The organism is Streptomyces sp. NPDC030245, from assembly GCF_055572995.1.
Genome location: NZ_JBVICF010000012.1, coordinates 268,834 through 292,361 on the forward strand (window position 1 = coordinate 268,834; position 23,528 = coordinate 292,361).

The following is a 23,528-nucleotide window of genomic DNA, read 5'->3' on the forward strand; positions in this document are numbered from 1 at the left end:
GCACACCGCCGCCTCCTCGCCGGGGCCCTCCTGTGCGGAGCACTCGCGCCCGCACTGCTCACGGGCTGCGCGGAATCGGTGGACCCGATCGAAAGACTGGGCAGAAAGGCAGCGCAGAAACTCCCGTCCAGGCCCGGAGCCACGGACGCTCCGGATGCACCGCCCCGCTGTGGGCAGGCGTTCCGCTGGGCGGAACGGGTGGGCACAGCCCCCGGTGCCGGACCAGAGGAAACGAGGCACCCTCCTATCGCCGAGGGGGAACCCCGGACGACCGCAACCCGTTGCCCCGAAGGGGTGCCTCCCACCCCGATCCGCTGAAGCCCGGCGCAGCCGATTGGCACTCCGCTTGACCGAGTGCTAACCCGCGTCCTAGTCTCGCTTCTGGCACTCCCCACTGGAGAGTGCCAACACGCGACGGGCAGGTCCGGCACCCGCGACGACGGATCCACCTGGTCGCCACACCTCAGACTCTTAACCCCGTGAGATCTCCGAAGGGGGAGACCGGATCGTGACGACCGCCAGCTCCAAGGTTGCCATCAAGCCGCTTGAGGACCGCATTGTGGTCCAGCCGCTCGACGCCGAGCAGACCACGGCCTCCGGCCTGGTCATTCCGGACACCGCGAAGGAGAAGCCCCAGGAGGGTGCTGTCCTCGCCGTGGGCCCGGGCCGCTTCGAGAACGGCGAGCGCCTGCCGCTCGACGTGAAGGTCGGCGATGTCGTGCTGTACAGCAAGTACGGCGGCACCGAGGTGAAGTACAACGGCGACGAGTACCTCGTCCTCTCGGCCCGCGACGTGCTCGCGATCGTCGAGAAGTAATTCACCCAGCAGATTTACTTTCCGAGCTGCGCCCCTGGTCACCCCGCTGATTGCCGGGCGGCGAGGGGCGCAGTTCGTGACAACCGAGTTTTCGAGAGGGCTGAATCGCTCCCATGGCGAAGATCCTGAAGTTCGACGAGGACGCCCGTCGCGCCCTTGAGCGCGGCGTCAACAAGCTTGCCGACACCGTCAAGGTGACGATCGGCCCCCGCGGCCGCAACGTCGTCATCGACAAGAAGTTCGGCGCCCCGACCATCACCAACGACGGCGTCACCATCGCCCGCGAGGTGGAGGTCGACGACCCGTACGAGAACCTCGGCGCCCAGCTGGTGAAGGAGGTGGCGACCAAGACCAACGACATCGCGGGTGACGGCACCACCACCGCCACCGTGCTCGCCCAGGCCCTCGTCAAGGAAGGCCTGCGCAACGTCGCCGCCGGCGCCTCCCCGGCCGCCCTGAAGAAGGGCATCGACGCCGCCGTCGCGGCCGTCTCCGAGGAGCTCCTCGCCACCGCCCGTCCGATCGACGACAAGGCCGACATCGCGGCCGTCGCCGGTCTGTCGGCCCAGGACCCGCAGGTCGGCGAGCTCATCGCCGAGGCGATGGACAAGGTCGGCAAGGACGGTGTCATCACCGTCGAGGAGTCCAACACCTTCGGCCTGGAGCTCGACTTCACCGAGGGCATGGCCTTCGACAAGGGCTACCTGTCGCCGTACATGGTCTCCGACCAGGAGCGTATGGAGGCCGTCCTCGACGACCCGTACATCCTGATCCACCAGGGCAAGATCTCCTCGATCCAGGACCTCCTGCCGCTCCTGGAGAAGGTCATCCAGGCCAACTCCTCGAAGCCGCTCCTGATCATCGCCGAGGACGTCGAGGGCGAGGCCCTGTCGACCCTGGTCGTGAACAAGATCCGCGGCACCTTCAACGCCGTCGCGGTGAAGGCCCCCGGCTTCGGCGACCGCCGCAAGGCGATGCTCGGCGACATGGCCACCCTCACCGGTGCCACCGTCATCGCCGAGGAGGTCGGCCTCAAGCTCGACCAGGTCGGCCTCGACGTGCTGGGCACCGCCCGCCGCGTCACCATCACCAAGGACGACACCACGATCGTCGACGGCGGCGGCAACAAGGCCGACGTCGAGGGCCGCGTCTCCCAGATCAAGGCCGAGATCGAGGCCACGGACTCCGACTGGGACCGCGAGAAGCTCCAGGAGCGCCTCGCGAAGCTGGCCGGCGGCGTGTGCGTCATCAAGGTCGGCGCCGCCACCGAGGTGGAGCTGAAGGAGAAGAAGCACCGTCTGGAGGACGCCATCTCCGCGACCCGCGCCGCGGTCGAGGAGGGCATCGTCTCCGGTGGTGGCTCCGCCCTGGTGCACGCCGCCAAGGTGCTCGGCGACTCCCTCGGCAAGGAGGGCGACGAGGCCACCGGTGTCGCCGTCGTCCGCCGCGCCGCCGTCGAGCCGCTGCGCTGGATCGCCGAGAACGCCGGCCTGGAGGGTTACGTCATCACCTCCAAGGTCGCCGAGCTGGAGAAGGGCTTCGGCTTCAACGCCGCGACCGGCGAGTACGGCGACCTGGTCAAGGCCGGCGTCATCGACCCGGTCAAGGTCACCCGCTCCGCCCTGGAGAACGCCGCGTCCATCGCCTCCCTGCTCCTGACGACCGAGACCCTGGTCGTCGAGAAGCCGGCGGAGGAGGAGGCCGAGGCGGGTCACAGCCACGGTCACGGTCACTCCCACTGATCCCAGGCACAGCGCACGCCGAGGCCCGGTGCCCCCGATACGGGGGTGCCGGGCCTCGGCCGTTGGCAGGATGGGCGGATGAGAGCGTGGGGAAGCCGTCCGGACCCGATGAGCCATCCTGAACCGGGCAGTCGTTCGGTGTCGGCAGGCCGGGACATCGGCGTGGCCGTCACGGGCGACCACAACCACGTCGTCCTGTCGCCGCCGGTGCGCTCCGCCTACTGGGAGCAGGTGCGCCGCATCGCCCCACCCGAACTCGTCGACCGCGACCGGGAACTCGCCGAGCTGGCCGCCTTCTGCCGCGCCGACTCCGGTCCCGCGTACGCCTGGTGGCGGGCGGACGCCTGGGCGGGCAAGTCCGCGCTCATGGCCTGGTTCGCTCTGCACCCGCCGCCCGGGGTACGGATCGTGCCGTTCTTCGTAACGGCCCGCCTCGGCGCGCAGAACGACGTGGTGGCGTACGCCGACGTCATACTCGAACAGCTGGCGGAGATCGCGGGCGAAGGCCTGCCGGGCCGGCTGACCGAATCCACCCGCGAAGCCCACCTGCTGCGCCTGTACGGAACGGCCGCCCAGGTCTGCGCCGAGCGCGGCGAGCGCTTGATCCTGCTTCTGGACGGCCTGGACGAGGACCAGGGAGTGACGACGGGTTCGGGCGCGCACAGTGTCGCCGGCCTGTTGCCCCGAGACATGCCGGCCCTCCGTGTCCTGGTGTCGGGCCGCCTCCACCCGCCCCTGCCGCGGGACGTCCCGACCGGCCACCCGCTGCGCGACCCGTCGGTCGTACGGACGCTGGCCCCCTCTCCGTACGCCGAGGTCATCCGCGTCGAGGCCGAACGCGAACTGAAACGGCTGCGGGAGGCGGGCGACCTGGAGCGCGCGCTGCTCGGCCTGATCACCGCCGCGGGCGGCGGCCTGACGGACGGCGATCTGGTGGAGCTGACGGCAGCGGTGCCGTACGAGGTGCGGGACGTGCTGCGCACGCGCGCGGGGCGCACGTTCGCCCTACGCGGGGAGGCGTATTTGCTCGCACACGAGGAACTGCGGGCCCAGGCCGTGGAGATGCTGGGGCCGAGGGTGCTCGCCGAGCACCGTCAGAGGTTGCACGTATGGGCGCGGTGGTGGCGGGAGCACGGCTGGCCGGCCAGTACGCCCAGCTATCTGCTGCGGGAATACTTTCCGATGCTGCGCTCCCAGGGCGATCTGGACCGCATGACCGACTGCGTGCTCGACCCCGCGCGGCAGGACCGGATTCGGCGGGAGACCGGTACCGACGGGACGGCCCTGGAGGAGATCCGCGTGGTGGAACAGGCCGTCGCCGACGCGGACGACCCGGACCTGCTGACCCTGCTGCGCGTGGCGATGCGGCGTGACGCGATATGCGAGCGCACGGCGGCCCTCACCGAGGAGGTGCCCTGGGCCTGGGCGGTGCTCGGGGAGACCGCGCGGGCCGAGGCGCTGTTGCGCGCGCGCCGCGGCCTGTACTCCCACGACGTTCTCGGCCCCGCGCTGCTGGTGCGGGAGTTCTACCGCCAAGGCCACACGGATCGGGCGCTCGGTCTGGCGGACGAGGCCGAGGCCGCGATCCGCCGATGCCGGAACGGCGGGCAGGTGGTCGACGCGGCTCCGCTGCTGCACGAGGTGTTCACGGACCAAGGGCTCCACGCCCGCGCCGAGGCGTTGGAGGACATCCTTCTCGACGGCCTCGACGGGGCGGAGTTACTGCCCCGCTTCGCGCGCTCCTGGGCCGTGGTGGGTGAGTACGGGCGGGTCGAGGCGCTCGTACGCGACCGTCCGCACGTTCCGCCGGTCGCCCTGGTCGGCGTGGGCGCAGCGCTGGCCAGTCAGGGCCGCCGTACCGCCGCCGACGCATTACTGGACCGAGCCACCGCACTCCTCGTCGACGAGGCTGACGCGTGGGCGCTGACCAGAGCGCTCCTGGCGGCGGGGGAGACCGGGCGGGCCGCGGAGCTCGGCTGCCAGGCAGTGCGCCACTTTCCCGGCTTTCCCTGGCGCGTGCTGGAAATCGAGCTGCTGATCACGGCGGGGGCGCTCGACTACGCCCTCGTACGCCTGCTCCGCGTCGAGAACGACGAGCAGCGGGATGAGGCGCTGGAGTCCGTGGTGCGGGCGTTGGCCGCGGCGGGTGACCTCGACCGGGCCGTCGAACTGGCCTGCTGCATCGCCGAGGCGGGTCTGCGCGAACGCACGCTGGAGCAAACGGTCGAGACGGCCGCGGCCACCGGCCGACTGAGCGAGGCCACGCTCCTGGCGGAGCGCCTCGACGTCTTCGCGGCGGTCCGGGCGTTGGCGCTAGGCGCGGCATCCTGGGGCCGGGCCCGGCGGATGGCCGAGGCCCGGGACTTCCTGGCTGCCACCGAAGTGGCCGCGTGCCGTCGGTTGCGGGACCTGGAGAAGGCGGGTGACATCGCGGTGGTGGCCAGGGCTCTCGTGGCGACCGGGCGGCAGGCCGCCGCGCGTGAACTTCTCGACGGGTTCGAGAACCTGCTGCCGCCGGAGCCCTCGGGGGAGACCTCCGCACTGGAGCAGTACGCGTACAGGATGCGACGAGTCTCGGCGGCGGAGGCGTTGGCGGGCGTCGGGGAGTTCGGGCGCGCGGAGGCGGTCATGCGGGACTGCCCCGAATCCGCCGACCACACTCGGGCCTGGCGGGCCCTCGCTCTGGGGCTGATCGAGCGGGGGGAGTACGACCGGGCGGTGGGGGTCGTCGTGGCTCGGCAGCAGCCCTACGCCGACCGGTTGTGGGAGTCGGTCGCTCCCGCCCTGGCGGCCGCCGGACAGGCGGGGGCCGCGGTCGGCTGCCTCGACGCCGTCCGCGATCCGCGCCGCCGGGCCCTGACCAGGGCACGGATCGCCCGCGTATGGGCGGAGGGGGGAAGGACGGGCGAGGCGCGGGACCTCCTCGTGACCGCCTCCTGGGTGGAGGAGTCCGCGGGCGACCTTTTCCCGGACGACGAAGTATGCCTGCGGACGACGCTGTTCGAGGCCTGGACCGTCCTGGACGACACCGCCCGCGCGGAGGATGCCCTCGGCGCCTGGACCGACCCGGCCACGCACCGGGCCCGAGGCGGCGAGGAGAACACCGTTCCGCTGGTGGCACAGGCGCTGGTGAGGGCCGGACAGCACGAGCGGGCGCTGGAGCTGGCCGAGGGTTGCGCCGCGTGGGACATCCGCGAGGCCGTCCTCGACGCTGTCGCCGAGGCGCTGGTCGACGTGGGGGAGCACGAGAGGGCGGCCCGACTGGTGGCGGGCCTGACCGAGACCCTCTGGTCCGGCGCCGAGGCACTCGCGCCGCACATGCGGCCGCCGTGGCTACGCGCAATCGCGGCCACGGCTCTGCGCACGGACCCGTGGACGGACGTGCTGACCTTCGTCCTACCTCTGGAACCCCGCGCTCTCCAGTACGTCCTCGCGGCCGTGCGGGACCCGGCGTCGGGGACTACTGCGGGCCGTACTTGCGGCCCGTCCGCGACGTGAGCCCGCCCAGCAGATTACGCGGCGTCACCTTCACCACCCCCATCAGCGCCTTGTACCGCGGGTCCGGGACGGACAGCGTCTTGCCGCGGGCGAGGTCGGCCAACGCCGCCGCGACCAGCTTGTCCGCGTCGAGCCACATCCAGTTGGGGATGTTGGACGTGCCCATCCCGGCGCGCTGGTGGAACTCCGTGCGTACGAAGCCGGGGCAGAGCGCCATCAGCCGCACCCCGGACCCGGCCAGGTCCTTCGCCGCGCCCTGCGTGAACTGCACGACCCACGCCTTCGACGCGCCGTACGTCCCGCGCGGCACGAACGCCGCCACCGACGCGACGTTCACGACCCCGCCGCGGCCGCGGTCCCGCATCGACGCCGTCGCCGCCGACGTCAGCCGCAGCACCGCCTCGCAGTGCACCTTGAGCATCGTCAGCTCGTCCTGGAGCGAGACCTCCAGGTAGCGGCCCTTGTTGCCGAACCCCGCGTTGTTGATCAGCAGGTCGACCGGATCCCTCCGGTTCGACAGCCGCTGCTCGACCGCCTCGATGCCCGCGTCCGTCGAGAGGTCCGCGGTGAGCACCTCCGCCTCGATGCCGTGCCGGTCGTGCAGCTCGGTCGCCTGTTCGCGCAGCCGCTTGGTGTCGCGAGCCACCAGCACGAGGTTGTGCCCGTCACCCGCCAGACGCCGCGCGAAGGCGGCGCCGATGCCGGCGGTGGATCCCGTAATCAGAGCCGTAGTCATGGGCCAAGGCTAGTGAGATCGCGGGACCGCCGTGTCGCGCGGCGGCCCGCCCCTCGGATCGCGGAGCTCAGGCCGTGGCCGGCGAGGCCTGCCGCGCCAGGTACTTGCGCGCCCGCTCGGCCGTCTCCGGATGCAGCGCGTCGCCCGCCGCGAGCAACTGCGGCAGCAGCGCCTTCTCCGTCGTGACGGCCCGGTACTGAAGGCCGACCGTGACCTCGTGCGCCGGCCGGTGCAGGATCTCGATGCGGTCGCCGGCCCGGATCTCACCCGGTTCGATCACCCGCAGATACGCGCCGGGGGCGCCCCCTTCGGTGAACCGCTTGACCCACCCCTTCTCGCCGAGGTGGCCCTGGAACGTACGGCAGGGAATGCGGCCGCTCGTCACTTCGAGCACCAGATCCGCGCCTACCCGCCAGCGCTCGCCGATCCTCGCGCCGTTCACGTCGACGCCGGACGTCGTGAGGTTCTCGCCGAAGGAGCCGTCGGGCAGGGACCGCCCGAGCGTGCGCTCCCAGGCGTCCAGGTCCTCGCGTGCGTAGGCGTACACCGCCTGGTCGTTGCCCCCGTGGTGCCGCAGGTCACCGATCTCGTCACCGTCGAGCCCGCTCCCGCCGACCCCCTTCGCGCCGGGCGCGGCCACCAGCACGGGGCCCAGGACCGGACGCTTGTCGATGGCGGTGTGACCGGAGGGCGCGCCGGTGTGCTCGGACGCCTTGCGGCGGCCCACATTTACAGAAAGAAGCTCCATGGCAGGCAGGCTAAGCGAGCCACCCTAAAACACGCGACGTAATTTTTCGCGACATGTCCAAGCATCGCTTATGATCGAATCATGATCGAGGCCCGTCATCTCCGTGTGCTGCGCGCCGTGGCCGCCACCGGCTCCTTCTCGGCCGCGGCCCGCGAGCTCGGCTGCACCCAGCCCGCCGTCAGCCAGCAGATGAAGGCGCTCGAATCCTCCGCCGGCACGCCGCTGCTGATCCGCACGGGCCGCGAGATGCGCCTGACGCAGGCGGGCGAGGCCCTCGTCCGGCACGCCGCGGGCATCCTCGCCGGGCTCACCGCCGCGGAGGAGGAGGTCGCCGCGATCGCGGGCCTGCGCGCGGGCCGGGTCCGGCTCGTCTCGTTCCCCAGCGGCAGCTCCACGCTCGTCCCCTGCGCCCTCGCCGCACTGCGCGCCGCGCACCCGGGCACACGCGTCTCGCTCGTGGAGGCCGAGCCGCCGCGCTCCGTGGAGATGCTGCGCGAGGGCGACTGCGACGTCGCGCTGGCCTTTCGGTACGAAGGGGCGACGGCGGCGGAGGAGTGGAGCGACCTCGTCGTGCGTCCGCTGCTCGCGGACCGGCTCGTCGGCCTCGTGCCGGAGGGGCACCGGCTCGCCGGCGCGGAGTCCGTCACCATCGGTGAGTTCGCGGACGAGTCGTGGATCGCGGGCTGCCCCCGCTGCCGCAGGCAACTGGTGGAGGTCTGCGAGAGCGCGGGCTTCGTGCCCCGGATCGACTTCGCGACCGACGACTATCCGGCGGTGATCGGCCTCGTCGGGGCCGGCCTGGGAGTGGCGGTGCTGCCCGAGCTCGCTATCGAGTCGGTACGTCCGAAGGGTGCACGCACCGTGACGGTGGAGCCTGCCGTGCAGCGGGAGATCGTCGCGCTCACCCTGCCGGATCTGGCGCAGGTGCCGGCCGTCGCCGCCACGCTGGACCACCTCGCGCGGGCCGCGGCACGCTGATCGGCACCCCTGCGGGGGCGCCCTGTGAAGAAACGTTCCTTCAGTCGTGTGGCACGGCGCTTCAGCCGTGTGACGCGGTGCCGCCCGGCGAGGTGGACGCCGTGACGAGTCTGTTGCGGGCCCGCCCCATGAGCTCTTCGCGCTCGTCCTCGGTCAGCCCGCCCCATACGCCGTAGGGCTCGCGCACCGCCAGCGCGTGCGCGGCGCACTCCGCCCGCACCGGGCACCGCATGCAGACCTCCTTGGCCGAGTTCTCGCGTGCGCTGCGCGCCGCCCCCCGCTCGCCCTCCGGGTGGAAGAAGAGCGAGCTGTCGACCCCGCGGCAGGCCGCGAGGAGCTGCCAGTCCCACAGATCTGCGTTCGGTCCGGGAAGGCGGGAGAAATCTGCCATTGCTGGTCCCCTTGGTGCCGTTCTACGCGGATACGGTGCGGATGACCGTACATCTACTGTCTAAGGAGATGAAAATATGACTCATTGCGAATCTAGCCATAGACACCAGGAAAAGGGAAGAAAAGGCGCTAAATGGGGCATAGGTTGTGATGAAAGGTTGAGGGTCTTCCGCGCGCTCTCCGCTGTGTCCGCCCCCTCACGTAGAGTGCCGAAGGTGGCTGACCGCCCCGTAACTCTTTCGGGTGACCGTCGTTGAGAGTGCGGAGGCGGTTGAAGAAACAAGCGCTCGGGCAGGCGTCCGAGAGCGTCGACCGCACAGGTGACGAATAAGTACCAGCCTGGAGGCTCAAGGTGACGCGCAGCAGCTGTGAGAGCCGCGGAGGACAGTCATGACATCGGTCCTCGTCTGCGACGACTCCCCGCTTGCCCGAGAGGCGCTCCGCCGCGCGGTCGCGACCGTGCCCGGCGTAGAGCGTGTGACGACTGCGGCCAACGGCGAGGAAGTCCTCCGCCGCTGGGGCGCCGACCGCTCGGACCTGATTCTGATGGACGTACGCATGCCCGGACTCGGGGGTGTGGAGACCGTCCGGCGGCTGCTCTCCGCCGACCCGGGTGCGCGCATCATCATGCTCACCGTCGCCGAGGACCTGGACGGGGTCGCACTCGCGGTCGCGGCCGGCGCCCGCGGCTATCTGCACAAGGACGCCTCGCGCGCCGAGCTGCGGGCGACCGTCACCCAGGCGCTCGCCGACCCGACGTGGCGGCTCGCGCCGCGCAGACTGCGCTCGGCCGAGATGGGCGCCGCGCCCACCCTCACCGCGCGCGAGATCCAGGTCCTCGAAGGCATGAGCCACGGCCGCTCGAACGCGGAGATCGGCCGTGAGCTCTTCCTCTCCGAGGACACGGTGAAGACGCACGCCAGGCGCCTGTTCAAGAAGCTCGGCGCCTCGGACCGGGCACACGCCGTGGCGCTCGGATTCCGCTGGGGTCTGGTCCGCTGAGTGCACCGCCGCGGGGACACGGCGATCCCCGTCCGCCACCCGGTGGGCGGGGCGACCGACGCCCGTGGCTGCTTGTTTCGCCGCCGATGCCGCATCCTTGAGGTGTGGAGTTCCTCGGGGACGAGTCGATCGAGCGGGAGGGGAGGGCGCAGGAGATGAGTTCCGGCGCACCTGCTCATAACGCTTCAGTGCACAACTACGGACGCGGTGCCGCGGATCAGTCGCCGTCAAGGCACCATGGACCGATGCGCGATGACAAGACGACGGTTATTGGTGCCCTCGTTCTTCGCGCTGTGGAGGGCGACGAGCAGGCCACGCACGACCTGCTGGCCCACGTCCACCCCCTCGCGCTGCGCTACTGCCGCACCCGCCTGTCCCGACTGCCGGGTGACGCACGGCACTTCGTGGAGGACCTGGCGCAGGAAGTCTGCGTCGCCGTCCTCCTCGCCCTGCCGCGGTACAAGGACACGGGACGCCCCTTCGAAGCCTTCGTCTTCGCGATCGCGGCGCACAAGGTGGCCGACCTCCAGCGCGCGGCGATGCGGCATCCCGGATCCACCGCCGTGCCCTCCGACGAGATGCCCGAGCGGCCCGACGACTCGCTCGGCCCGGAGGAGCGCGCGCTGCTCAGCAGCGACGCGGAGTGGGCCAAGAAGCTCCTCGCCAACCTCCCGGACAACCAGCGCGAGCTGCTGCTCCTGCGGATCGCCGTCGGCCTCACGGCCGAGGAGACCGGACAGATGCTGGGCATGTCCCCCGGGGCGGTGCGGGTCGCGCAGCACCGGGCACTGAGCCGCCTGCGGGCGCTCGCCGAGCAGTGAGCCCTCACGTACGAACGTACAAAGAGCTCCGATGATCTTGATCGTGGAATGAGACACCCCCGAAGCCCGTTAGCATGGACATCCGCACCGATCAAGGCCATTTGGGGAAGGTGTCATGTCTGCAAACAGCGGTTCTTCGACTGAGGTGCCCGAAAAATTCGCGACACTCGGGCTGACCTACGACGACGTGCTGCTGCTGCCGGGCGCGTCGGACATGGCGCCCGACCAGATCGACACTTCCTCGCTCGTCTCCAAGAACGTCCGGGTGAACGTCCCGCTGCTCTCCGCGGCGATGGACAAGGTCACCGAGTCCCGCATGGCGATCGCCATGGCGCGCCAGGGCGGTGTCGGTGTCCTGCACCGCAACCTCTCCATCGCCGACCAGGCCAACCAGGTCGACCTGGTGAAGCGCTCCGAGTCCGGCATGGTCACCGACCCGATCACGGTGCACCCGGACGCGACGCTCGCCGAGGCCGACGCGATCTGCGCGAAGTTCCGCATCAGCGGTGTGCCGGTGACCGACGCCGCGGGCAAGCTGCTCGGCATCGTCACCAACCGTGACATGGCCTTCGAGTCGGACCGCTCGCGCCAGGTGCGCGAGGTCATGACGCCGATGCCGCTGGTCACGGGCAAGGTCGGCATCTCCGGCGTGGACGCCATGGAGCTGCTGCGCCGCCACAAGATCGAGAAGCTGCCGCTGGTCGACGACGCGGGCATCCTCAAGGGCCTCATCACGGTCAAGGACTTCGTGAAGGCCGAGAAGTACCCGAACGCCGCGAAGGACGGCGAGGGCCGCCTCCTCGTCGGTGCCGCCGTGGGTGTCGCAGGCGACGCCTTCGAGCGCGCCCAGGCCCTGGTCGCCGCCGGTGTCGACTTCATCGTCGTCGACACCGCGCACGGCCACTCCCGCCTGGTCGGCGACATGGTCGCCAAGATCAAGTCGGACGCCCCGCGCGTGGACGTCATCGGCGGCAACATCGCCACCCGCGAGGGCGCCCAGGCGCTCATCGACGCCGGTGTCGACGGCATCAAGGTCGGTGTCGGACCGGGCTCCATCTGCACCACGCGCGTCGTCGCCGGTATCGGCGTACCGCAGGTCACGGCCATCTACGAGGCGTCGCTCGCCGCCAAGGAGGCCGGTGTCCCGGTCATCGGCGACGGCGGCCTCCAGTACTCCGGAGACATCGCCAAGGCGCTCGTCGCCGGCGCGGACACGGTCATGCTGGGCTCGCTGCTCGCCGGCTGCGAGGAGTCGCCGGGCGAGCTGATGTTCATCAACGGCAAGCAGTTCAAGTCGTACCGCGGCATGGGCTCGCTGGGCGCGATGCAGACCCGCGGCGAGCGCAAGTCCTTCTCCAAGGACCGCTACTTCCAGGAGGGCGTCGCCTCCGACGAGAAGCTGGTGCCCGAGGGCATCGAGGGCCAGGTGCCCTACCGCGGCCCGCTCTCGGCGGTCGTCCACCAGCTGGTGGGCGGCCTGCGCCAGTCGATGTTCTACGTGGGCGGACGCACCGTCCCCGAGCTCCAGGCCAACGGCCGCTTCGTCCGCATCACGTCCGCGGGGCTCAAGGAGAGTCACCCGCACGACATCCAGATGACGGTCGAGGCGCCGAACTACAGCCGTACGAAGTAGTCTGCCGCGCTCCACGCGCGCGTGGAGGGGCGGTCCCGGTTCAACCGGGGCCGCCCCTTCCGTGTGCGTCGGGGATACTGGACAGGCAGACCAAGAGGGAAAGGCCCCACAACGTGACTGAGATCGAGATCGGGCGCGGCAAGCGCGGCCGCCGCGCGTACGCCTTCGACGACATCGCCGTCGTACCGAGCCGGCGCACCCGCGACCCGAAGGAGGTCTCGATCGCGTGGCAGATCGACGCCTACCGCTTCGAGCTGCCCTTCCTGGCCGCCCCGATGGACTCCGTGGTCTCGCCGCAGACGGCCATCCGCATCGGTGAGCTGGGCGGCCTCGGCGTCCTGAACCTCGAGGGCCTCTGGACGCGGTACGAGGACCCGCAGCCACTGCTCGACGAGATCGCCGAGCTGGACTCGGAGACCGCGACCCGGCGCCTCCAGGAGATCTACGCGGCCCCGATCAAGGCCGACCTGATCGGTCAGCGCATCAAGGAGGTGCGCGACGCCGGTGTGGTCACCGCCGCCGCGCTCTCGCCGCAGCGCACCGCCGAGTTCTCCAAGGCCGTCGTCGACGCCGGCGTCGACATCTTCGTGATCCGCGGCACCACCGTATCCGCCGAGCACGTCTCCGGCGCCGCCGAGCCGCTCAACCTGAAGCAGTTCATCTACGAGCTGGACGTCCCGGTCATCGTCGGCGGCTGCGCCACGTACACCGCGGCCCTGCACCTGATGCGCACCGGCGCCGCGGGCGTCCTGGTCGGCTTCGGCGGCGGCGCCGCGCACACCACGCGCAACGTCCTGGGCATCCAGGTCCCGATGGCCACCGCCGTCGCCGACGTCGCGGCCGCCCGCCGTGACTACATGGACGAGTCCGGCGGCCGGTACGTCCACGTCATCGCCGACGGCGGCGTGGGCTGGTCCGGCGACCTGCCCAAGGCCATCGCCTGCGGCGCCGACTCGGTGATGATGGGCTCCCCGCTGGCCCGCGCCACGGACGCGCCCGGCAAGGGCCACCACTGGGGCATGGAGGCCGTCCACGAGGACGTGCCGCGCGGCAAGAAGGTCGACCTCGGCACGGTCGGCACCACCGAGGAGATCCTCACCGGTCCGTCGCACATCCCGGACGGCTCGATGAACTTCTTCGGAGCGCTGCGCCGCGCCATGGCGACCACGGGCTACAGCGAGCTCAAGGAGTTCCAGCGCGTCGAGGTGACGGTCGCGGACTCGCAGCACAAGCGCTGACGGTCCGGTTTCCAAACTGACGTACAAGAAGGGCCCCGGTACTTGGTACCGGGGCCCTTCCGTCGTCACAGCCGGTGGGCGGCGCCTGCCGGAGTGGCGCCCCTGGTGTCCAGGAGCAGCTGGGCCTTCACCGCGAGACCTTGCAGGTCGTACGTGCGGTGGTGCTGGAGCAGGATCGTGAGGTCGGCGTCGGCCGCCGCCTCGTAGAGGGAGTCCGCGCGCGGGACGGGGCGGCCGAGGACGCTCCAGCTGGGCACGTAGGGGTCGTGGTAGCTGACCGCCGCGCCGAGCTCCATCAGGCGGGTCGCGACCTCCTGCGCGGGCGCGCCCTGCTGGTCGGCGAGGTCGGGCTTGTAGGTGACGCCGAGGAGCAGGACGCGGGCGCCGCGGGCGGACTTGCCGTGTTCGTTGAGCAGGGTCGCCGCGCGCTGGATGACGTACTGCGGCATGCGGTCGTTGACCTGCTGGGCCAGTTCGACCATGCGCAGGGGGCGGACGCCGCGTGAGGGGTTCGGGATGTCCAGCGGGACGCCGTGGCCGCCGACTCCGGGCCCGGGGCGGAAGGCCTGGAAGCCGAAGGGCTTGGTCTCGGCGCAGCGGATGACGTCCCACAGGTCGATGCCGAGGTCATGGCAGAGGACCGCCATCTCGTTGACCAGGGCCATGTTCACGTGCCGGTAGTTGGTCTCCAGGAGGTGGACGGTCTCGGCCTCGCGGGGGCCGCGGGCGCGTACGACCTTGTCGGTGAGCCGGCCGTAGAAGGTGGCGGCCGACTCGGTGCAGGCCGGGGTGAGGCCGCCGATGACCTTGGGGGTGCCCGCGTAGCCGTGGGTGCGGTTGCCGGGGTCGAGGCGGCCGGGGGAGTACGCGAGGTGGAAGTCGCGGCCCGCCCGCAGGCCCGAACCCGATTCGAGGATCGGGCGGAGGAATTCCTCGGTGGTGCCCGGGTAGGCGGGGGATTCGAGGATCACGGTGGTGTGCGGCCGCAGGCGCGCGGCGAGCGCCCTGGCCGCCTCGGCCACCTGGCCGAGGTCGAGCGAGCGGTCCGCGGCCGGTGGGGTGGGGGCGCAGATGACGGCGGTGCGGACCCGGCCGAGCTCGGCCGGGTTGACGGTCGGCCGGAAGCCCCCCGAGAGCATCCGGCGGACGTCGGCGGCGGTGAGGGTGCCTTCGGCGCCGTCGCAGGGCAGCCGGCCGCCGGCCAGGTCGGCGGCGCGGACGGGGTCGTAGCCGATGGTGGCGATGCCGCCGGAGACGGCGGCCTGGGCGAGGGGCAGGCCGAGGTGGCCGAGGCCGATGACAGCGAGATCTGCGGGCATGGCGGTGGGCCGTCCTCCCAATAGCCGGACCGGGACGAGTGCGCAAGCCCTGTGGACAAGGCGGAGCAGCGCAATGTCAGACTAGGAGTAAATATGACCGATTTGCGGTATTGCACCGCGTGGAGCTCCGGAGTGTTGTCCACAGGCTGGGGTCGTGTTCAGCGGGCGACGGCGAAATCTGGGCATGATGTGAGTCCGACCACACCCGATCACAGCGGGAGGCAGCGGTGAGGACAGCGACACTGGGGCCGGCGGAGCGCGCCGAGTCACTGGCGGGAATGGCCGAGCGGGAGCTGGACATCCTGGTCGTGGGCGCGGGCGTGGTCGGCGCGGGGACGGCGCTCGACGCGGTGACCCGCGGCCTGTCCACCGGCCTCGTCGAGGCGCGGGACTGGGCATCGGGCACGTCGAGCCGGTCGAGCAAGCTGATCCACGGCGGGCTCCGCTATCTGGAGATGCTCGACTTCGCACTCGTGCGCGAGGCCCTGAAGGAGCGCGGCCTGCTCCTGGAGCGCCTCGCCCCGCACCTCGTGAAGCCCGTGCCGTTCCTCTACCCCTTGCAGCACAAGGGCTGGGAGAGGCTGTACGCCGGATCGGGCGTCGCGCTCTACGACGCCATGTCGATGTCCCGCGGACACGGCCGGGGCCTGCCCATGCACCGCCACCTGACGCGCCGCCACGCCCTGCGCGTGGCCCCCTGCCTGAAGAAGGACGCCCTCGTCGGCGCCATGCAGTACTACGACGCCCAGATGGACGACGCGCGTTACGTGGCCACCCTGGTCCGCACCGCCTCGGCGTACGGCGCGAAGGTCGCCAACCGCGCGAAGGTCACCGGCTTCCTGCGCGAGGGCGAGCGTGTCGTCGGCGCCCGCGTCCAGGACGTGGAGGGCGGCGGGGAGTACGAGATCCACGCCAAGCAGATCGTCAACGCGACCGGGGTGTGGACGGACGACACCCAGGCCATGGTGGGCGAGCGCGGCCAGTTCCACGTCAGGGCGTCCAAGGGTATCCACCTGGTCGTGCCGAAGGACCGGATCAACGCGACGACCGGGCTGATCCTGCGCACCGAGAAGAGCGTCCTCTTCGTCATCCCGTGGGGGCGGCACTGGATCATCGGGACGACCGACACGGACTGGGACCTGGACAAGGCACACCCGGCCGCCTCCAGCGCCGACATCGACTATCTCCTGGAGCATGTGAACTCGGTGCTCGCCGTGCCCCTCTCCCGGGACGACGTCCAGGGGGTGTACGCCGGGCTCCGCCCGCTGCTCGCCGGCGAGTCGGACGCCACGAGCAAGCTGTCCCGCGAGCACACGGTCGCGCATCCGGCGCCGGGCCTGGTGGTCGTCGCGGGCGGCAAGTACACGACGTACCGAGTCATGGCCAAGGACGCCGTCGACGAGGCGGTGCACGGCCTCGACCAGCGGGTCGCCGACTGCGTCACGGAGGACATCCCCCTCGTCGGCGCAGAGGGGTACAAAGCGCTGTGGAACGCCCGCGCGAGGATCGCCGCGCGGACGGGTCTTCATGTGGTGCGCGTGGAGCACCTGTTGAACCGGTACGGCTCGATGGCCGAGGAAGTGCTCGAACTCATCACCGCGGACCCGAAGCTCGGCGAGCCGCTGCCGGGCGCCGACGACTACCTCCGCGCCGAGGTGGTCTACGCGGCCTCCCACGAAGGCGCCCGCCACCTCGACGACGTCCTGACGCGGCGGACCCGTATCTCGATCGAGACGTTCGACCGCGGCACGCGCAGCGCCAGGGAGTGCGCCGAGCTGATGGCACCCGTCCTCGGCTGGGACAAGGACCAGATCGAGCGGGAGGTGCAGCACTACGAGAAGCGTGTGGAGGCCGAGCGGGAGTCGCAGCTCCAGCCGGACGACCTGACGGCGGACGCGGCGCGGCTCGGCGCGCCGGACATCGTGCCGCTCTCCTAGGCGGGTATTTCCGGCTGGTTCATGGCGAGTTGAGGGGGGACCGCGTGGTGAACGCCCGGGTGCCCGGTGGCGTAAGGTGCGTGCGCCCGGGGCGAGCGCGACGGCCGGGGCTTGCCTCGGATGGCCGGCGGGGGAAGAGTATGGCCGGTATTCAACGCTGTGTTGGCATGCCGGTACCTCGTCATGCGCTGTCCTTCATGAGAGACGGGATGAAGGGCGGGACAGGGGTCGGTGGACCCTGGGCGTCGGCCGGTCCCCGAGTAAGGGACAATGAAGGCTCTGTCAGGGCGGGTTGCTCGGGTAGCAGCGGTAGCAGCAGAGGGGACGCATGTCGGACGCGGAGCAGACGGGTGACGCCCGTCGGGACAAGAGCCAACGTCTCCTCGCCGGCCGGTACCGGCTGGGAGAGGTGCTCGGCCGCGGCGGCATGGGCACGGTCTGGCGCGCCAAGGACGAGACCCTTGGGCGTACGGTCGCGGTGAAGGAGCTGCGTTTCCCCTCCAGCATCGACGAGGAGGAGAAGCGGCGGCTCATCACGCGCACGCTGCGTGAGGCGAAGGCGATCGCGCGGATCCGCAACACCAGCGCCGTGACCGTCTACGACGTGGTCGACGAGGACGACCGCCCGTGGATCGTGATGGAGCTGGTCGAGGGCAAGTCGCTCGCGGAGGCGATCCGCGAGGACGGCACGCTCACGCCGCGGCGGGCGGCCGAGGTCGGCCTCGCCATCCTCGACGTGCTGCGGTCGGCGCACCGCGAGGGCATCCTGCACCGCGACGTGAAGCCGTCGAACGTGCTCATCGCCGAGGACGGCCGCGTCGTGCTGACGGACTTCGGCATCGCGCAGGTCGAGGGCGACCCGTCGATCACCTCCACCGGCATGCTCGTCGGCGCTCCGTCCTACATCTCCCCGGAGCGCGCCCGCGGGCACAAGCCGGGCCCCGCGGCCGACCTGTGGTCGCTCGGCGGCCTGCTGTACGCGGCCGTGGAGGGCGTCCCCCCGTACGACAAGGGGTCGGCCATCGCGACCCTCACCGCCGTGATGACGGAGGACGTCGAACAGCCGGTGAACGCGGGCCCGTTGGAGAAGGTCATCTACGGCCTGCTCGCCAAGGACCCGGAGCAGCGGCTCGACGACGCGGGAGCGCGGGCGCTCCTCATGGACGTCATCCACGCGCCGGAGGCCAAGGCGGTGCCGGAGCCGGTGGAGGCGACCAAGGTGGTGCCGCTGCCGCCCGTGCCGCCGAACCAGCCGCCGAAGGCACCGAAGACGCCCAGGTCCACGCGGCTCACCAAGTCGGTGAGGAGCACGAAGGGTTCCGCAGCCGCCGCCGGTGCCGCGGGCGCCGGTGCGGGTGCGGCCGGCGCGGCCGGCGTCTCCGGGAACGCCGCCGATCCGTCGGCCCCGGCCGGGACCTCGGGAACCACCGGAGCCGGTGGTTCCGCCGGGACTGCCGCGCGCAAGGCCGAGGAGGTCGCCGACCGGCTGAAGGGCGCCCTTCAGTCGGTGCGGAAGTCGGCCGCGACCGCTCCGGCCGCCGCCGAGCGCGGCCCGGGGACGGCCACCACCCGCTCGACGTCCACGTCCACCGGTTCGCCTGCCGACGGCCGGAGCGTGCCGCCGCGGGTGCCGCCCAAGGCGTCGCTCACCGATGTGGTGCCGCGCCGGACGCTGGTGATCGTGTCCGTGGTGGCCCTGCTCGCCGTGCTCGGTACGGTGCTCGCCTTCGCGCTGTCCGGCGGGGGCGACGGCGACTCCGGCAAGGACAGCAAGGGCGGCGACAAGGCCGCGTCCAGTGGGGCGACCGCCGGTGGCGGTGGCCAGGGCGACGCCGACAAGGACGCGGGCAAGGACACCGGCAAGGAGACGGACAAGGGTTCGGGGGCCGGTGACGGCCAGGGCAAGGAGGAGAGCCCCGAGCCGGACGAGGGCAAGGGCAGCGACCCGAGCAAGGGCGACGAGGGCAAGAAGCCGCAGGACGGCGCCGCCTCGACGTACAAGCACTCCCAGGGCTTCGAGATCGGGCTGCCGAAGGGGTGGAAGTACCAGTCCACGGGCCGGGCGGGCGCCCGGTTCGGCGGGCCCAACGGGCAGAAGCTGCTGGTCGGCTGGACCACCACGCCCAAGGACAACCCGGTCAGTGACTGGAAGAACCAGGAGAACTACATGGTCCGGCCGCAGTACGACCGGATCCGGATAGAGAAGGTCGGCTTCCGCGGCTGGAACACGGCCGACTGGGAGTTCACCTACGTGGACGGCGGCACCAAGTACCGGTCCATCGACCGCGGCTTCGTCGTCAACAGCGGACTGGGCTACGGGATCATGTACACCGCCAAGGCCGACGAATGGGGCGGCGAGGAGCGGCGGACCGCGTGGCGGACGTTCACAAGGACGTTCGAGCCGAAGTCCTGAGCTGAGATCTCGTATCCCCTCATTGCGGTCCGCCCACGGCACGTATCGTGAGTGCTTGCGGACCGTACACAGCCGCAACGGGCCGTAAGACGAACGGATTTGACCACCGGGCGGACGGGGAAGGCATCGTGGACGACTACGCGGGTCGGGTGCTCGCCGACCGCTACCGCCTGCCGCTACCGCCTTCCGACGAGTACGAACTCGCCGAGTCGCGCGCCTTCGACACGTACAGCGGGCAGGAAGTGCTCGTCAGGCAGGTGCCGCTGCCCGAGATCGTCGACGCGGAGATGCTCGACGAGGAGCACGGCCTGCCCGACGGCTTCGCGCCCCGGGACCGGGGCGGCGCGGCGGGCGGGGCCGGTGTGCGGCGGGCCGGGGCACGGACGACGCGCAGGCCCGCGGAGCCGGCGGTGCGGCGCGCCATCGAGGCGGCGCAGACCGCCGCGCAGATACCCGACCACCCACGGCTCGACCAGGTCTTCGACGTGTTCGCGGAGGGCGGCTCGCTGTGGATCGTCAGCGAGTTGGTGGCGGCGAGGCCGCTGGCCGCGCTCCTCGCGGAGCAGCCCCTGAGTCCGTACCGGGCCGCCGAGGTCGCGGCGGACGTCCTCGCGGCGCTCCGCGTCCTGCATGGGCACGGCTGGGTGCACCGGAACATCACCGCGCGGACCGTGCTGATCTGCGACGACGGCCGCGTGATGCTGACGGGCCTGGCGGCCGGGGCGGCCGAGGAGGCGCTCTGCGGGTACGACCCCCGGCCTGTGGAGGCGGGGGAGGCGGCCGGCTCGGCGGGGTCGGTCGGCAATGTGGCCGGGCACGCGGACGCGCCCGCTGAGGGGGCGTACGACACACGGGGCATGGGGGACAGGGAGCTCGCCCCCGCCCCGGAGTCCGCCGCGAGCGGTGCGCGGGCCGGGCGCCCGGGCGCGGCCGCGGCGTACCGCGCGGGAGCGAGGGCCGCGGGCCGGACGGCCGAGGAGGACACCGAGGGCCGGGTGCCCGGCCCGGCCGGGCAGATACCGGACCCCTACGGCGTGGCGGACAGGCAACAGCCCTGGCACGGCGCCGTGCCGCGGAACGGCATTCCGGCGGCACGGGCCTCGGCGGACGAGAGCGGACGCGGGGGATGGGACGACGGCGGCGCCGACGGAGCCGCCTCGCGCGGCCCTTCCACCGCTCTGGCCGCCGAGCGCGCCCGGCACGCGCGCATGGTGGTGGTCGGGGCCGTCACCGAGCGGTGGGCGCCCGAACAGGCCGGGCCCGTGCACGAGAACTGGCGGCTCGCCGCGCCCATAGGCCCCTCCACCGACCTGTGGGCCCTGGGAGCGCTGCTCTTCCGCGCCGTGCAGGGGCACGCGCCGTACCCGGAGGACAGCCCGGCCGAACTCGTCCAGCTCGTCTGCGCCGAGCCGCCCGCCTTCGCCGAGGAGTGCGGCCCGCTGCGGCCCGTGGTCGAGTCGCTGCTGCGTCAGGACCCCACCGAGCGGCTCGACTTCGAGGAGCTGAGCGGCTGGCTGCGCTCACTGGTGCGGTCCGCGCCCGAGCCGGAGGCCGGGGCGCACGTCGTGCCGGTGCCGCCGTACGACGCGGGCCGGCTGCCTGTCGTACGCCGCCGCGGCGAGGTCGTGCGCAAGCGGCGCGGCGTCGCGGCGGCCGCCGCCGACGCGGGGAACGGACACGGTCACGGGCGGCACAAGCGCGGCAGGGGGCCGGCCAAGCCCCGTTCGCTGGGGCGGCTGCTGCTGATCGCCATCCTGGTCGGACTCGCCGCGGCCGTCGTGTACGCCATGGTGTTCCTGCCCAAGGCCGATGACGGTGCGTCGGGCGACCGCGCGGGGACGGCGGGCGAGGTCAGCTCGGCCCCGGAGGCGACGGGCGGACCGGCCGACGGCAAGGACGGGGAGAAGGAAGAAGGGAAGGGAGAAGAGAAGGACAAAGAAGAAGGCGAAGGAAAGAATCCCGGCTCGCAGGAGCCGCAGACCACCACCCCCGACTTGCCGCAGGGCTTCACCCTGCGCAAGGACCCCGAGGGCTTCCACGTCGCCGTCGCCGGCGGCTGGGACCGGCAGCCGAAGAACGGCCGGGGCCAGGTGCGTTACACGCACGCCGGTTTCGAGCTGCTGATCGTGCCCGGCCGCGACACCACCGACGGCTACGGCAGCGACCCCATGAAGTACCAGCGTGAGGACGAGCGCGAGTTGCAGCCGTTCCGTGACTCCTCCTGGGCCACCTCCAGCGGCATGCGCCGCATCGACGTCGGCGGACGGGCCATGGCGGAGGGGCAGTTCACCTGGCAGGACGCCGCGGGCCGCGAGGTCTTCGTACGCAATCTCGCGATGATCGTCGGCGGGAAGTACCACGTGGTGCAGGTGCGCGGGCCCGAGGCCGAGCGGGACGAGGTGACGCGGCTGTACGAGCAGGCCTCGGCCACGTACCGGGTCACCGGCTGAGCCGATTCCGGCACGGCTGAACCGATTCCGGCACTCCGGACATGCACCGCATGCGTCACAGTGCGGTCTCCTGAGGCCCCCTGTGGTTCCCTGTCCGCTTCCCGCTCCTTAACCTGGCCCTGACAAGACCATTGCGGGGGAACGTGAACCAGATGCAGGGCCTGCTCCTCGCGGGCCGCTACCGACTCACTGAGACCATCGGCCGCGGTGGCATGGGACGGGTGTGGCGCGCGCAGGACGAGGTGCTGCACCGTGCCGTCGCCGTGAAGGAGCTGACGGCCGCGCAGTTCGTGCAGGAGGCCGACCGCGCCGTCCTCTTCGCGCGTACGCAGACGGAGGCGCGGGCCGCCGCCCGCATCAACCACCCCGCGGTGGTCACCGTGCACGACGTCCTTCAGTACGACGACCGGCCCTGGATCGTGATGGAGCTGGTCGAGGGGCGTTCGCTGGCGGACGCCGTCAAGGACGAGGAGCGCGTCGAGCCCGTCGAGGCGGCCCGCATCGGCCTGTGGACCCTGAAGGCCCTGCGTGCCGCACACGCCGCCGGGGTCCTGCACCGCGACGTCAAACCCGGCAACGTCCTCCTCGCCGACGACCGGCGCATCCTGCTCACCGACTTCGGGATCGCCGCGATCGAGGGCGACTCCACCATCACGCGGACCGGGGAAGTCGTCGGCTCGGTGGACTACTTGGCGCCCGAGCGGGTCAGCGGCGGCAACCCCGGCCCCGCCTCCGACCTGTGGGCGCTCGGCGCCACGCTGTACACGGCCGTCGAGGGCTTCTCGCCCTTCCGGCGCACGTCACCGCTCGGCACCATGCAGGCCGTGGTCACGGAGGAGCCCTCGCCGCCCCGGCACGCGGGAGTCCTCGCACCCGTCATCAGCGCGCTGCTGCGCAAGGACCCGGAGACCCGGCCCTCCGCCGAGGAGGCCGAGCAGATGCTGGCGGAGGCCGCGGAGGGACGGCGTCCGCAGCACGCGCAGGCGTACGTGCCGACACAGACGCACCCGGCCCCCGGCACCCGCACAACCACACCCACGACCACCCTCACACCCACCTCCACCCCTGTCCCCACCGGCCCCGACGGCCTCACCGTCGTCGGCGGGCAGGGGCGGCCCACGCGCGAGCGCCGTCGCTGGCCCGGGATCGTCGCCCTCGTCGTGGCGGCCGCGCTGCTCGGCGGCGGCGGCGTGCTGGCGTACGTGAACTTCGCCGGCGGTACGCAGGAGCAGTCGATCGGTGAGCGGGGCACGGCGGTGGGCGGCATCCCCGGCGACTGGCGGCGGGTGAGGGACCCCGAGGGCTTCAGCCTCATGCTGCCCAAGGAGTGGAAGCGCGAGGTCAACGGCAACCAGGTCGACTACACGCCCGACGGCGGCCGCCGGTTCCTGCGCATCGCCGTCGAGAAGAACCCGCAGTACGAGAGCTCCTACGCGCATCAGGTGTCCCTGGAGAAGAACCTCCGGGTGAAACTTCCCCAGTACCGGCGGCTGGAACTGAACTCGAACACGTTTCGGGATCAGTCGGGCTCGCTCTGGGAGTTCAGCTGGACGGCGGGTGCGAACGACACGACCAAGGGGCCGCGCCGGGCCATCTCGCAGACGTATCTCAGCCGTGACGGTGTCGAGTACGTGCTGTACATGTCCGCCCCGGCAGCGGGCTGGGACACCACACGGGAGCAGTTCGACGCGATGCTCCGGGGGTGGCGGGAGCGCTGAGCGCCCGCGCTCACCTCTGATGACGCTGTGGCGGCCCGTACCGACGGCCGGAACCGGCCCCGCGCGCGCTTCACCCCATTCCGTTCGC

General features: G+C 71.7%; 16 protein-coding genes. 12 read left to right on the top strand and 4 right to left on the bottom strand.

Translation table 11 applies throughout. The annotated features are described in order from the left end of the window. Nucleotides 1–508 precede the first annotated feature (508 nt). The 3 genes from groES (at nt 509) to ACZ4Z4_RS30200 (ending at nt 6,057) form a co-directional block, all read left to right on the top strand. Entirely contained in the window at nt 509–817 is a 309-nt protein-coding gene (groES, locus tag ACZ4Z4_RS30190) for a co-chaperone GroES (protein WP_006347174.1), read from the top strand. A 113-nt stretch (nt 818–930) separates the two neighbouring features. After that, complete coding sequence (gene groL, locus ACZ4Z4_RS30195) at nt 931–2,559, top strand: chaperonin GroEL (RefSeq protein ID WP_468334142.1); 1,629 nt, start codon at nt 931–933, stop codon at nt 2,557–2,559. Nucleotides 2,560–2,697: 138 nt separating this feature from the next. Further along, nucleotides 2,698–6,057, top strand: coding sequence for a hypothetical protein (locus ACZ4Z4_RS30200; RefSeq protein WP_468334145.1), 3,360 nt, complete (start codon nt 2,698–2,700; stop codon nt 6,055–6,057). Here ACZ4Z4_RS30200 and ACZ4Z4_RS30205 read toward each other — a convergent pair. Together ACZ4Z4_RS30205 and ACZ4Z4_RS30210 are read right to left on the bottom strand one after the other, a co-directional pair. Beyond that, nucleotides 6,020–6,793: an SDR family NAD(P)-dependent oxidoreductase gene (locus ACZ4Z4_RS30205; RefSeq protein ID WP_468334148.1), complete on the bottom strand. Its 774-nt coding sequence runs from the start codon at nt 6,791–6,793 to the stop codon at nt 6,020–6,022. The genes ACZ4Z4_RS30200 and ACZ4Z4_RS30205 overlap by 38 nt on opposite strands. A gap of 67 nt (nt 6,794–6,860) precedes the next feature. Further along, the gene (locus ACZ4Z4_RS30210) at nt 6,861–7,541 is read right to left on the bottom strand and encodes an MOSC domain-containing protein (RefSeq protein WP_468334151.1); all 681 of its coding nucleotides are present in this window, start codon (nt 7,539–7,541) and stop codon (nt 6,861–6,863) included. Between the two features lie 81 nt (nt 7,542–7,622). Here ACZ4Z4_RS30210 and ACZ4Z4_RS30215 point away from each other — a divergent pair, with 81 nt between their 5' ends. Then, entirely contained in the window at nt 7,623–8,519 is an 897-nt protein-coding gene (locus ACZ4Z4_RS30215; RefSeq protein WP_468334154.1) for a LysR family transcriptional regulator, read from the top strand. Nucleotides 8,520–8,580: 61 nt separating this feature from the next. Here the strand turns inward: ACZ4Z4_RS30215 and ACZ4Z4_RS30220 are convergent, their stop codons facing one another. After that, the gene (locus ACZ4Z4_RS30220) at nt 8,581–8,910 is read right to left on the bottom strand and encodes a WhiB family transcriptional regulator (protein WP_468334157.1); all 330 of its coding nucleotides are present in this window, start codon (nt 8,908–8,910) and stop codon (nt 8,581–8,583) included. Between the two features lie 389 nt (nt 8,911–9,299). On the opposite strand from ACZ4Z4_RS30220, the gene ACZ4Z4_RS30225 reads away from it, so the two are divergent. The 4 genes from ACZ4Z4_RS30225 (at nt 9,300) to ACZ4Z4_RS30240 (ending at nt 13,603) form a co-directional block, all read left to right on the top strand. After that, the gene (locus ACZ4Z4_RS30225) at nt 9,300–9,911 is read left to right on the top strand and encodes a response regulator transcription factor (protein ID WP_003948568.1); all 612 of its coding nucleotides are present in this window, start codon (nt 9,300–9,302) and stop codon (nt 9,909–9,911) included. Nucleotides 9,912–10,156: 245 nt separating this feature from the next. After that, nucleotides 10,157–10,732, top strand: coding sequence for a sigma-70 family RNA polymerase sigma factor (locus ACZ4Z4_RS30230; protein WP_055563244.1), 576 nt, complete (start codon nt 10,157–10,159; stop codon nt 10,730–10,732). Between the two features lie 115 nt (nt 10,733–10,847). After that, on the top strand, nt 10,848–12,365 hold the full coding sequence (guaB, locus tag ACZ4Z4_RS30235) for an IMP dehydrogenase (protein WP_468334162.1): 1,518 nt from the start codon (nt 10,848–10,850) through the stop codon (nt 12,363–12,365). Between the two features lie 113 nt (nt 12,366–12,478). Next, complete coding sequence (locus tag ACZ4Z4_RS30240; RefSeq protein WP_468334165.1) at nt 12,479–13,603, top strand: GuaB3 family IMP dehydrogenase-related protein; 1,125 nt, start codon at nt 12,479–12,481, stop codon at nt 13,601–13,603. Nucleotides 13,604–13,668: 65 nt separating this feature from the next. Here the strand turns inward: ACZ4Z4_RS30240 and ACZ4Z4_RS30245 are convergent, their stop codons facing one another. After that, nucleotides 13,669–14,922, bottom strand: coding sequence for a nucleotide sugar dehydrogenase (locus tag ACZ4Z4_RS30245; RefSeq protein WP_468334168.1), 1,254 nt, complete (start codon nt 14,920–14,922; stop codon nt 13,669–13,671). 227 nt (nt 14,923–15,149) lie between these two features. On the opposite strand from ACZ4Z4_RS30245, the gene ACZ4Z4_RS30250 reads away from it, so the two are divergent. The 4 genes from ACZ4Z4_RS30250 (at nt 15,150) to ACZ4Z4_RS30265 (ending at nt 23,440) form a co-directional block, all read left to right on the top strand. After that, nucleotides 15,150–16,859: a glycerol-3-phosphate dehydrogenase/oxidase gene (locus ACZ4Z4_RS30250; RefSeq protein ID WP_468334171.1), complete on the top strand. Its 1,710-nt coding sequence runs from the start codon at nt 15,150–15,152 to the stop codon at nt 16,857–16,859. Nucleotides 16,860–17,187: 328 nt separating this feature from the next. Continuing rightward, the gene (locus tag ACZ4Z4_RS30255) at nt 17,188–19,272 is read left to right on the top strand and encodes a serine/threonine-protein kinase (protein WP_468334174.1); all 2,085 of its coding nucleotides are present in this window, start codon (nt 17,188–17,190) and stop codon (nt 19,270–19,272) included. A 128-nt stretch (nt 19,273–19,400) separates the two neighbouring features. Continuing rightward, the gene (locus ACZ4Z4_RS30260; RefSeq protein ID WP_468334177.1) at nt 19,401–21,722 is read left to right on the top strand and encodes a protein kinase; all 2,322 of its coding nucleotides are present in this window, start codon (nt 19,401–19,403) and stop codon (nt 21,720–21,722) included. A 152-nt stretch (nt 21,723–21,874) separates the two neighbouring features. Further along, entirely contained in the window at nt 21,875–23,440 is a 1,566-nt protein-coding gene (locus ACZ4Z4_RS30265; protein ID WP_468334253.1) for a serine/threonine-protein kinase, read from the top strand. Nucleotides 23,441–23,528: the final 88 nt, after the last annotated feature.

Bases quoted from the DNA above. Each gene is read 5' to 3' on its own strand.
- ACZ4Z4_RS30225 (WP_003948568.1), top strand. From the start codon at position 9,300: ATGACATCGGTCCTCGTCTGCGACGACTCCCCGCTTGCCCGAGAGGCG.
- ACZ4Z4_RS30220 (WP_468334157.1), bottom strand. From the start codon at position 8,910: ATGGCAGATTTCTCCCGCCTTCCCGGACCGAACGCAGATCTGTGGGAC.
- ACZ4Z4_RS30215 (WP_468334154.1), top strand. From the start codon at position 7,623: ATGATCGAGGCCCGTCATCTCCGTGTGCTGCGCGCCGTGGCCGCCACC.
- groL (WP_468334142.1), top strand. From the start codon at position 931: ATGGCGAAGATCCTGAAGTTCGACGAGGACGCCCGTCGCGCCCTTGAG.
- guaB (WP_468334162.1), top strand. From the start codon at position 10,848: ATGTCTGCAAACAGCGGTTCTTCGACTGAGGTGCCCGAAAAATTCGCG.
- ACZ4Z4_RS30245 (WP_468334168.1), bottom strand. From the start codon at position 14,922: ATGCCCGCAGATCTCGCTGTCATCGGCCTCGGCCACCTCGGCCTGCCC.
- ACZ4Z4_RS30210 (WP_468334151.1), bottom strand. From the start codon at position 7,541: ATGGAGCTTCTTTCTGTAAATGTGGGCCGCCGCAAGGCGTCCGAGCAC.
- ACZ4Z4_RS30230 (WP_055563244.1), top strand. From the start codon at position 10,157: ATGCGCGATGACAAGACGACGGTTATTGGTGCCCTCGTTCTTCGCGCT.
- ACZ4Z4_RS30255 (WP_468334174.1), top strand. From the start codon at position 17,188: ATGTCGGACGCGGAGCAGACGGGTGACGCCCGTCGGGACAAGAGCCAA.
- ACZ4Z4_RS30265 (WP_468334253.1), top strand. From the start codon at position 21,875: ATGCAGGGCCTGCTCCTCGCGGGCCGCTACCGACTCACTGAGACCATC.
- ACZ4Z4_RS30205 (WP_468334148.1), bottom strand. From the start codon at position 6,793: ATGACTACGGCTCTGATTACGGGATCCACCGCCGGCATCGGCGCCGCC.